The following is a 10,699-nucleotide window of genomic DNA, read 5'->3' as shown; positions in this document are numbered from 1 at the left end:
CGTCCGGGCCCCCGCCTGGGTCCCCGGCCGGGCGCCGGGCCGCGCCCTGGTGCGCCCGAGGCGGCCACCGAGCCCGCGGCCCCCGCCGCCGACGAGCACCCGCTGCGCCCCGCCAGCGACCCCACGCCGTGGGGACGGGTCGCCGACGACGGCACGGTCTACGTGACCGACCCCGCCGCCGAGAGCGGCGAGCGCCCGGTGGGCTCGTTCCCCGACGGCACGCCCGAGCAGGCGCTGGCCTACTTCGGCCGCAAGTACGACGACCTCGTCGCGCAGGTCGACCTCGCCGAGCAGCGGCTGCAGGCCCAGGGCGCGGGCGTCCGCGACGTCGCGCGTGCGCTGCGCACCGTCCGCGAGCAGCTCCCGGAGGCGCACGTCGTCGGTGACCTCGCCGGGCTGACCACCCGCCTCGACGAGCTCGACGTCGTCGTCGAGCGGCGTCGGGCCGAGGCCGAGCAGCAGCGGGCCGCGGCCAAGGAGGAGGCGCGCCAGGCGCGCGAGGCGATCGTCGCCGAGGCGGAGCAGATCGCGGCGGCCGACACCGGGTCGATGCAGTGGAAGGCCTCCGGCGACCGGCTCCAGCAGCTGTTCGACACCTGGCGCGAGGCGCAGCGTTCCGGCACGCGGCTCGACAAGCCCGTCGAGGACGCGCTGTGGAAGCGGTTCAGCCACGCGCGCACCGCCTTCGACCGCGCTCGCAAGCACCACTTCGCCCAGCTGCACGTCGAGCACGCCGACGCCAAGGCGGCCAAGGAGCGCATCATCACCGAGGCCGAGGCGCTGTCGGGCTCGCGCGAGTGGGGCCCCACCACGTCGGCCTTCCGGGCCCTGATGGACCGGTGGAAGGCGGCGGGCCGCGCGGGCCGCAAGGAGGACGACGCCCTCTGGGCGCGGTTCCGCGCCGCGCAGGACGCCTTCTTCGACGCCCGCAACGCCGAGCAGAGCAAGACCGACGAGGAGTTCGCGGCCAACCTGGTCGTGAAGGAGCAGCTGCTCACCGAGGCCGAGGCGCTCGTCCCGGTCAAGGACCTCGACGCCGCCAAGTCCGCGCTGCGCGACATCCAGGACCGGTGGGACGCCGCGGGCAAGGTGCCCCGCGCCGACCTGGGCCGGATCGAGAAGCGGCTGCGCACGGTCGAGCAGGCCGTCCGCGACGTCGAGGACCAGAAGTGGAAGCGGTCCAACCCCGAGACCCGCGCGCGGGCCGAGGGTGCCGTCGGGCAGCTCGAGGACTCCATCGCCGAGCTCGAGCGCGAGCTCGAGCAGGCCCGCGCGAGCGGCGACGCCCGCGCGGAGAAGGACGCCGCCGCGGCGCTCGACGCGCGCCGGGCGTGGCTGGAGGCGGTGCGCCGCACCGCTGACGAGCACGCCTGACCACACCTCGATCGTCCACGGACCGTCGTCCACAGGGCCGTCGCGCACGCCTGTCCGTCCACAGGTGCGGGCGGGGACGGTTGCGCGCGCACGCCGGACCCTGGCAGAACCGTGCCGTGCCCACCAGCTCCCGCACCGCCCCGGCGGCCTGGCCGGTCCTCGCGCCAGGCGGCGTCGAGCCCGCCGCGGTGCTGCGGCGGCGCTGGCAGCTCGGTGAGCTCGCCCGCGTCGTCGACGACCTCTACCTGCCCGTCGACCTCGAGCCGTGGCCGGTCGCCCGCTCGGCGGCGCTGCGCGAGCTGCTGCGTCCCGGGTGGGTCGCCGGGCTGGCGGCGTCGGTGTGGGCGCGCGGGGGTCCGGGCCGCGCGGGCGCGCCCACCGGGCCGCACGACGCCCACGACGTCGACGTGCTGGCCCCGCCGGCGACCGCGATGCGGGTGGCGGACGGCGTGCGGGTGCGGCTCGTCCGCGTGCCCGCGTCCGCCGTCGAGCGGGTGCACGGCGTCGAGGTGACGACGCTGGTGCGCACCGCGGCCGACCTGGCGCTGTGGGGCACCGGGCGCGACGACGACGCCCTGGCCTGGGTGTGGGCCCGCGGCACCGACCCCGCCGACGTCGTCGACGACCTGGTGGCCCGCGGCCCGGTGCCGGGCCTGGCCCGCGCGGCGAGGGTGCTGCGCGCCGTCAGGAGCGGCGCGTCCCGACCACTGGGCAGGTCAGCCGTCGACGTGTGACCGGCTGCGCCGCACAGCGTCTCAGCCCTTGCGGCCCGTGATGCGGTAGACGTCGTAGACGCCGTCGACGCGGCGCACCGCCGACAGCACGTGCCCGAGGTGCCCCGGGTCGCCCATCTCGAAGACGAACTTCGAGACGGCCAGCCGTTCGCGGCTGGTGCTGACGCTGGCCGACAGGATGTTGACGTGGTGGTCGGACAGCACCCGGGTGATGTCGGACAGCAGCCGCGACCGGTCGAGCGCCTCGACCTGGATCTGCACCAGGAACAGGCTGGAGGAGTCGACGGCCCACTCGACCTCGACGATGCGGCCCTCCTGCTGCAGCAGCGCCGCGGCGTTCTGGCAGTCGTGCACGTGCACCGAGACGCCGGACCCCTTGGTGACGAACCCGATGATCTGGTCGCCCGGCACCGGGGTGCAGCACTTCGCCAGCTTCACCCAGACGTCGTCGAGACCCTTCACCACGACGCCGGAGCTGCCGGACCGCGGTCGGCGCTGCGGGATCGTCGAGGGGATGGTGGCCTCGGCCAGGTCCTCCTCGGCACCGTCCTCGCCGCCGACCGCGGCGACGAGCTTCTCGACGACACTGGCTGCGCTGACGCGGTTCTCGCCGATCGCGGCGTACAGCGCCGACACGTCCGGGTAGCGCAGCTCGTCGGCGAGCCCCACGAGCGACTCGTGGCTGAGCAGCCGGCGCACCGGCAGGTGCTGCTTGCGGATCGTCTTGGCGAGCTGCTCCTTGCCGAGCTCGATCGCCTCCTCGCGCCGCTCCTTGCTGAACCACTGCCGGATCTTGTTGCGCGCGCGGGGGCTCTTGACGAAGTTCAGCCAGTCGCGGCTCGGCCCGGCGTCCGCGACCTTCGAGGTGAACACCTCGACGACGTCGCCGTTGTCGAGCTCGGACTCGAGCGCGACGAGGCGGCCGTTGACGCGTGCACCCATCGTCCGGTGCCCGACCTCGGTGTGCACGGCGTAGGCGAAGTCGACGGACGTGGACCCGGCCGGCAGCGCGACGACGTCGCCCTTCGGCGTGAACACGTAGACCTCGCGGGCGCCGATCTCGAACCGCAGCGACTCCAGGAACTCCCCCGGGTCGCCGGTCTCGCGCTGCCAGTCGAGCAGCTGCCGCAGCCAGGCCATCTCGCCGACCGACCCGGTGTCGCCGGCCGCCGACGCCCCGCCCTTGTTCGCCGACTCCTTGTACTTCCAGTGCGCCGCGACGCCCAGCTCGGCCCGGCGGTGCATCAGGTGCGTGCGGATCTGGATCTCGACCGGCTTGCCGCCCGGACCGATGACGGTCGTGTGCAGCGACTGGTACATGTTGAACTTGGGCATCGCGATGTAGTCCTTGAACCGTCCCGGCACCGGGTTCCACCGGGCGTGCAGGGCGCCGAGGACGGCGTAGCAGTCGCGGATGCTGTCGACCAGGACGCGCACGGCGACCAGGTCGTAGATGTCGGCGAAGTCGCGGCCGCGCACCATCATCTTCTGGTACACGGAGTAGTAGTGCTTCGGGCGGCCGGTGACGACCGCCTTGATCTTCGCCGACCGCAGGTCCTCGCGGACCTGGTCGCGCACCGAGTTCAGCTGCTCCTCGCGGGCCGGCGCGCGGTCGGCGACGAGCCGGACGATCTCGTCGTAGACGCCCGGGTACAGCGTCGCGAACGACAGGTCCTCGAGCTCCCACTTGATCGTGTTCATGCCGAGCCGGTGCGCCAGCGGCGCGTAGATCTCGAGCGTCTCGCGCGCCTTGCGCTCGGCGGACGCCTGCGAGACGTACTTCCAGGTGCGGGCGTTGTGCAGCCGGTCGGCGAGCTTGATCACCAGGACGCGGATGTCGCGGGCCATCGCCACGACCATCTTGCGCACCGTCTCGGCCTGCGCCGCCTCGCCGTAGGTGACCTTGTCGAGCTTGGTGACGCCGTCGACGAGACCGGCCACCTCGTCGCCGAACTCGGCGGTCAGCTGGTCGAGGCCGTAGTCGGTGTCCTCCACGGTGTCGTGCAGCAGCGCCGCCGCCAGCGTGGGCACGGTCATGCCGAGCTCGGCCAGGATCGTCGCGACGGCGACGGGGTGGGTGATGTACGGGTCGCCGCTCTTGCGACGCTGGCCGCGGTGCGCCCGCTCGGCCACCTGGTAGGCGCGCTCGAGCATCGCGAGGTCGGCCTTGGGGTGGTTGGCGCGCACCGTGCGCAGCAGCGGTTCGATGACCGGTGAGGTGCTGCTGGTGCGCGAGCCGAACCGGGCCAGCCGGGCCCGCAGCCCGATCGGGCCGGTGTCCTCCGGCCGCAGCTCGACCTGCTGGGCCTGCTGCTCGGCGCCGGTCGGGCGCAGCGAGTCGGGGGCGTCGGAGGGCGTGGTCGTGGTCGCGCCGCCCGCGCGCTCCTGACCCGCCTCGTCACCCACGCCTGGCACCTCCGCTCGGCCGACGGGTCCAGTCTACGTGCGGCCCCGGGGCCGCCGTGCGCGCGTGGCTCAGAGCGTGAGCAGCGCGCGCAGGTCGCGGTCGGCCAGCACCTCGCGCCCGCCGAGACCCTCGATCTCGAGCAGCACCACGATGCCCGCGACGACGCCTCCCGCCGCCTCGACCAGCCGCGCCGCGGCGCGGGCCGTGCCGCCGGTGGCCAGCACGTCGTCGACGACCAGCACCCGCTGGCCCGCGACGAACGCGTCGGTGTGCACCTCGATCTCGGCGCTGCCGTACTCGAGCTCGTACGACTCGCGCAGCGTCGTGAACGGCAGCTTGCCGACCTTGCGCACCGGCACGAAGCCGGTGCCCACGTGGTGGGCGAGCGCCGCGCCGAGCACGAACCCGCGCGCCTCGATGCCCGCCACCACCTCGGCGCCGAGGTCGGCGACGAGCTCCGCCAGCCCCTCGACGGACGCGCGCAGCCCCACCGCGTCGGCCAGCACCGGCGTGATGTCGCGGAACAGGATCCCCGGCGACGGGTGGTCCGGGACGTCGCGCACCAGGGCGCGCACCGTGCCGGCGTGCGTGGAGAGGTCGGTCACCTCAGCGCTTCCGGCCGGACGGACGCTGGCGCGAGCCGCGCTTGGGCTGGTTGCGCGGCCCGGTGGGCCGCGGGGTGCGCGGCGAGGACGCGGACGTGGAGGACGTGGACGCTGCCGGCGTGGTGCCCTCGTCGTCGGGCGCACCGCCGACCGCCACGGGGACCGCCGCCTCGTCCGCCCGGCCGACGCGGGAGGCGACCTCGCGCGCCTTGGCGACCTTGGCCTCCTGCTCGCGGACGGCCGGCTCGCGGCGGCGCAGCAGCACGAGGACCGCGGGGGCGATGAAGATCGACGAGTACGCGCCGGTGATCATGCCGACGAGCAGCGCGAGCGAGATGTCGAGCAGCGTGCCGGCCCCGAGCAGGACCGCGCCGATCAGCAGGATGGCCAGCACCGGCAGCACCGCGACGACGGTGGTGTTGATCGACCGGACCAGGGTCTGGTTCACCGCCAGGTTCACGGCCTCGCCGTAGGTGCGGCGGGTGCTGCTCATGACGTGCGCGGTGTTCTCGCGCACCTTGTCGAACACCACGACCGTGTCGTAGAGCGAGTAGCCGAGGATGGTGAGGAAGGCGATGACCGTCGCCGGCGTCACCTCGAACCCGACCAGGGCGTAGATGCCCGCGGTGAGCACCAGGTCGTGGAACAGGGCCACCAGGCTCGCCACGGCCAGCTGCCAGGCCCGGAAGTAGATCGTCATCACGATCGTCACGACGACGAGGAAGATCACCAGGCCGGTGAGGGCCTTGCGCGTGATGTCGGCACCCCAGGAGGCCCCGACGAAGGCGGACGTCACGTCCGAGGGCGAGACGCCGTACGCCTCGGCCAGCCGGTCGCCCAGCGCGTCGGTCTGGTCCTTGTCGAGGCGCTCGGTCTGCACCCGGATCGAGCTCGAGCCGATGGCGGACACGCGCGGCGCCTCGGTGGCACCGATCTCCTCGGTCACGACGTCGGTGGCGATCGACTGGTCGAGCGTCTGCACGTTGTCGATGCGGAACTCGGAGCCGCCGCGGAACTCGATGCCGGGGTTGATGCCCTTGAGCGCCAGCACGAGCACCGACAGCAGCACCAGGGTGCCCGCGATGCCGAGCCACATCTTCCACCGCTCGACGAAGTCGATCGAGCGCTTGCCGGTGTAGAGGTCGTTGCCGAACCGGGCGAAGCTGAACGCCATCTCAGGACTCCTTGGTCAGGTTCGGGCCGGCGTGCACGGAGTCGCCGTCGTCGGCGGCGCCCCCGTCGTCCGCGCGGCCCGGGTCGGCGGCCGCCGCGGCCGCGGCGCGCCGCTCGGCGATCGTCATCCGGCCGCCGTCGACCGGGGCGTCGGTGTCGGTGTCGGTGTCGGCCGCGGGGGTGCGGGTGCGGACCCGTCCGCGTCCGGCGTAGGCACTGGGGCGGCCCAGCTGCTCGGGGTTGAAGCCGGACAGCTTGTGGCCGCCGCCGAAGAACCTCGTCCGCGCCAGCAGGGCGACCATCGGGTGCGTGAACAGGATGACGACGACGAGGTCGATCAGCGTGGTCAGACCGAGGGTGAACGCGAACCCGCGGACGCCGCCGACGGCGAGCACGTACAGCACGACGGCAGCGAGCAGGTTGATGACGTCGGAGATGATGATCGTGCGCCGGGCGCGCTGCCAGCCGGTCTCGACCGCGGCCACGAGCGAGCGTCCCTCGCGCACCTCGTCGCGGATGCGCTCGAAGTACACGATGAACGAGTCGGCCGTGACGCCGATCGCGATGATCAGGCCGGCGACGCCGGGCAGGCTGAGCCGGTAGCCCTGCGTCCACGACAGCAGCAGGATCGTCAGGTAGGTGATCGCGCCGGCGACCACGAGGCTGGCCACGGTCACCAGGCCGAGCGCCCGGTACTGCAGCAGCGAGAAGATCACGACGAGCACCAGGCCGACGAGGCCGGCGAGCAGGCCGTTGCGCAGCTGCTCCGAGCCCAGGGTCGCCGAGATCTGCTCCTCGGACTCCACGGTGAACGAGATCGGCAGCGCGCCGAACTTCAGCTGGTTCGCGAGCTGGCTCGCGGTGGCCTGGGTGAACGAGCCGGTGATCTCGGCCTTGCCGTCGGAGATCACCTGGTTGGTGCGCGGCGCCGAGACCACCAGGTCGTCCAGGACGATCGCGAACTGGTTCTGCGGCTGCTGCAGGCTGATGAGGCGCTCGGTGACCGCGCGGAACTGCTGGGCGCCCTCGCGGTCGAACTCGAGCTGGACCGCCCACTCGCCGGTGGTGAAGCCCTGCTGGGTCTGCTGCAGGCCCGAGGACGCCTGCGAGATGCGCGACCCCTCGACCTCGACCGGGCCGAGGATGTACTTCGCCGCGCCCGTCTGGTCGCAGGTGACCAGCGGCTGGTCGGCCGGGGCGGCGTCACCGCCGGTCAGGTTCTCCGGGTTCGTGCAGTCCAGCGCCTGGAACTCGGCCGCGATCTCGTCGGTGATCTGGTTGAGGTCGGACGCGTCGGTCGGCTCGGGAGCAGGCGTGGCCGCGGGGTCGGTCGCCGGGGGCGTGGCCGCCGGGTCGGTCGCCGGCGGCGTCGTGGCGGCCGGGTCGGTCGCCGGCGGCGTCGTCGACTGCGCGAAGGCCTGCGGCACGGCGCGGCCGTTCGTGCTCTCGGTGGGCGCGGGGGCCGTGCCCGTCGTGCCGTCGGTCGGGGTGGCGCCGTCGGTGGGGGTGGTGCCGTCGGTAGGGGTGGTGCCGTCGGTGGGCGCCGTGCCGTCGGCCGGGGGCTCGCCCTCGCCGGGGGTGCCGGCGGTCGGGTCGGTGGGCGCGGCACCCGCCTCGACCAGCACCGGGCGGAACTGCATCTGCGCCGACTGGCTGACGAGCTCCCGGGCGCGCTCCTGCTCCTCCGGGTCACCCGGCAGCGCGACGACGATGTTGCTGCCGCCCTGGCTGGTGATCTCGGCCTCGGAGACACCGGAGCCGTCGACGCGCTGGCGGATGATCGCGATCGCGTCGTTGATCGTCTGCTGGGTGATCTGGCCGCGCGCACCCTCGTCCAGCTTCGGCGTCAGGATGATCTGCGTGCCGCCCGCCAGGTCGAGGGCCAGGTTGGGCGTCCACTCGGCCTCGCTCCACCTCGCGCCGGCGCCGACGGCGCCGGCCATGGCGGCGATCACGACGGTCAGGGCGATCAGGGGCCGCAGGGAGCGCTTGCGGGTGGGTGCCACGGGAACGATCTCTTCTCGGTCGGGTGCGGTCCCGGCGGCTGCGCGCCGGGCGTCCGGGTGCGTGCTGGGCTCAGGCCGGGTCGGGCTTGGTGAGGTCGGGACCCGTGCCGTCGCCGTGCCCGGTCGCGGTGGTGCCCTCGGCGGCCGACGGCTCGGTGACGATGCGGCCGATCGCGGCCTTGGCCCAGGTGACCGTCAGCCCGGGGGCGACCTCGAGCTGCATGGTGTCGTCGTCGATGCGCGTGACCGTGCCGTACAGACCCGCCGTGGTCATGATGCGGGCGCCGACCGAGAGGCGGTCCTGCTGCGCGAGGAACTCGCGCTGCTGCTTGCGCTGGCGCAGGATGAGCAGCACCAGCGGCAGCAGGATGATCAGGGGCAGCAGCAACGACGTCGCGTCCATCGCGGTGTTCCACGTCCTCTCGCAGCGCGCCCCGTCCGGGCGGCTGCACGGTGGCCGGACCGGGAGTGCCCGGACGGCATGGCAACGGGTCGGACGCCCTCACGGGTTCCGGAGCCCCCGCGGAGTGTAGGCGAGCCCGGGAAGACCGGACAACGTGGACGCGCGGGAGCGCGCCGCCGTTACGCTCGGTCGTCGAGGTCGAGCCCGAGCTGGGCGGCGCCGGACGCCTGCCGGCGTGGCACGGCCAGCCCGAGGTGCCGGTAGCCGGCCGCGGTGGCCACCCGGCCGCGCGCGGTGCGCGCCACCAGCCCCTCGCGGACGAGGAAGGGCTCGGCGACGGTCTCGACCGTCTCCGGCTCCTCCCCCACGGCGACGGCGAGCGTCGACAGGCCCACGGGTCCGCCGCCGAACCGCTCGCACAGCGCGCGGAGCACACCGCGGTCGAGGCGGTCGAGGCCGAGGTCGTCGACCTCGTAGACCCGCAGGGCGGCGCGCGCGGCGGCGAGGTCGACGTAACCGTCGCCCTCGACCTGCGCCCAGTCGCGCACGCGACGCAGCAGCCGGTTGGCGATGCGCGGCGTGCCGCGCGAGCGGCTCGCGATCTCGGCGGCGGCCTCGGCGTCGAGGTGCACCTCCAGCAGCCCGGCAGAGCGCAGCAGCACGGTCTGCAGGTCGGCCGCGTCGTAGAAGTCGAGGTGCGCGGTGAAGCCGAAGCGGTCGCGCAGCGGCGCGGCGAGCAGGCCGGCGCGGGTGGTGGCGCCGACCAGCGTGAACGGCGGGAGCTCGAGCGGGATCGCGGTGGCACCGGGCCCCTTGCCGACCACGACGTCGACGCGGAAGTCCTCCATCGCCATGTAGAGCATCTCCTCCGCGGGGCGCGCCACGCGGTGGATCTCGTCGACGAACAGCACCTCGCCCTCCTCGAGCGAGGACAGGATCGCCGCGAGGTCCCCGGCGTGCTGGATCGCCGGGCCGGAGGTGATGCGCAGCGGGGCGCCGAGCTCGGCGGCCACGATCATCGACAACGTCGTCTTGCCCAGCCCGGGCGGTCCGGACAGCAGCAGGTGCTCGGGCGCCGTGCCGCGGGCGCGGGCGGCGCGCAGCACCAGCGACAGCTGCTCGCGCACGACCGGCTGGCCGACGAAGTCCTCGAGCCGGCGCGGACGCAGCGCCGCCTCGGCCGCCCGCTCGAGGGCGTCGGCGCCCGGGCCCACGACGCGGGTCCCGAGGTCGACCGGGTGCGCGTCGTCGTCCGGCAGGTCGACCTCGACGCTGCCGTCGAGGTGCCGCTCGAGCTCGCCGCCCACGTCAGCCGCGTCCGAGGTGGCGCAGCGCGGCGCGCAGCAGGCCGGTCTGGTCGCGCGGCGCGTCGTCGGCCGCGCTCACGGCCTGGACGGCGGCCTCGGCCTGCTTGGCGTTCCAGCCCAGGCCGACCAGGGCCTCGACGACGTCGGGGTCGCCGGCGGCGACCGCGGCCACCGGCACGGCCTGCGCCGCCCCGCCGTCCGGCGGACCGAGCCGGTCGGCCAGGTCGAGCACGATCCGCTGGGCGCCCTTGCGGCCGATGCCCGGGACGCGGCACAGCGCGGTGAGGTCCTCGGTGGCGACGGCGCGGCGCAGCCCGTCGGGGGTGTGCACGGCGAGCATCGCGAGCGCGAGCCGCGGCCCCACGCCCGACACGGTCTGCAGGGTCTCGAACACGTCGCGCTCGTCGGCGTCGGCGAACCCGAAGAGCGTGAGCGAGTCCTCGCGGACGACGAGCGAGGTGGCGAGCTCGGCCTCCTGCCCGGTGCGCAGCGACGCGAGCGTGCCCGGCGTGGCCTGCACGGCCAGCCCGACGCCGCCCACCTCGACGACGGCACCGTCGAGCCGCACCGCGGCCACCCGTCCCCGCACCGACGCGATCACTGTGCGCACCCCTCCCTGACGAACACCTGTTCGACCGGCAACGGTAGCCGCCTCACGTCGAGTGTGAGCCCCAGGCGCGACACGCCGGG

At 74.3% G+C, this 10,699-nt stretch carries 9 protein-coding genes; 2 read left to right on the top strand and 7 right to left on the bottom strand.

Annotation, left to right across the window (positions count from 1 at the left end; genetic code table 11):
• Both ACYVKY_RS08155 and ACYVKY_RS08150 read left to right on the top strand, forming a co-directional pair.
• Positions 1–1,374, top strand: a 1,374-nt coding sequence (locus tag ACYVKY_RS08155; RefSeq protein ID WP_460434468.1) for a DUF349 domain-containing protein, incomplete at its 5' end; no start/stop codon positions are given.
• A gap of 116 nt (positions 1,375–1,490) precedes the next feature.
• Complete coding sequence (locus tag ACYVKY_RS08150; protein ID WP_460434467.1) at positions 1,491–2,108, top strand: hypothetical protein; 618 nt, start codon at positions 1,491–1,493, stop codon at positions 2,106–2,108.
• Between the two features lie 21 nt (positions 2,109–2,129).
• Here ACYVKY_RS08150 and ACYVKY_RS08145 read toward each other — a convergent pair whose 3' ends face one another.
• From ACYVKY_RS08145 to ruvA, 7 genes are all read right to left on the bottom strand, one after another.
• Positions 2,130–4,400: a RelA/SpoT family protein gene (locus ACYVKY_RS08145; protein ID WP_460434470.1), complete on the bottom strand. Its 2,271-nt coding sequence runs from the start codon at positions 4,398–4,400 to the stop codon at positions 2,130–2,132.
• Positions 4,401–4,583: 183 nt separating this feature from the next.
• Positions 4,584–5,120 carry a purine phosphoribosyltransferase family protein gene (locus ACYVKY_RS08140; RefSeq protein ID WP_460434466.1) on the bottom strand — a complete coding sequence of 179 codons (537 nt, stop codon included), beginning with the start codon at positions 5,118–5,120 and terminating at the stop codon, positions 4,584–4,586.
• Position 5,121: 1 nt separating this feature from the next.
• Positions 5,122–6,294 carry a protein translocase subunit SecF gene (gene secF / locus ACYVKY_RS08135; RefSeq protein WP_460434465.1) on the bottom strand — a complete coding sequence of 391 codons (1,173 nt, stop codon included), beginning with the start codon at positions 6,292–6,294 and terminating at the stop codon, positions 5,122–5,124.
• Position 6,295: 1 nt separating this feature from the next.
• Positions 6,296–8,299: a preprotein translocase subunit SecD gene (gene secD, locus ACYVKY_RS08130; protein ID WP_460434464.1), complete on the bottom strand. Its 2,004-nt coding sequence runs from the start codon at positions 8,297–8,299 to the stop codon at positions 6,296–6,298.
• Positions 8,300–8,369: 70 nt separating this feature from the next.
• Positions 8,370–8,702 (bottom strand): preprotein translocase subunit YajC, encoded by a 333-nt coding sequence (gene yajC, locus ACYVKY_RS08125; protein ID WP_460434463.1) that lies wholly within the window; start codon positions 8,700–8,702, stop codon positions 8,370–8,372.
• 179 nt (positions 8,703–8,881) lie between these two features.
• Positions 8,882–9,961, bottom strand: a complete 1,080-nt coding sequence (gene ruvB, locus ACYVKY_RS08120) for a Holliday junction branch migration DNA helicase RuvB (protein ID WP_460434469.1) — start codon at positions 9,959–9,961, stop codon at positions 8,882–8,884.
• Between the two features lie 49 nt (positions 9,962–10,010).
• Positions 10,011–10,610 carry a Holliday junction branch migration protein RuvA gene (gene ruvA / locus ACYVKY_RS08115; RefSeq protein ID WP_460434462.1) on the bottom strand — a complete coding sequence of 200 codons (600 nt, stop codon included), beginning with the start codon at positions 10,608–10,610 and terminating at the stop codon, positions 10,011–10,013.
• Between the last annotated feature and the right edge of the window lie 89 nt (positions 10,611–10,699).

The organism is Angustibacter speluncae (assembly GCF_054777815.1).
The sequence above is the reverse complement of the archived record's forward strand: the minus strand, read 5'-3'. Positions and strand labels throughout refer to the sequence as shown.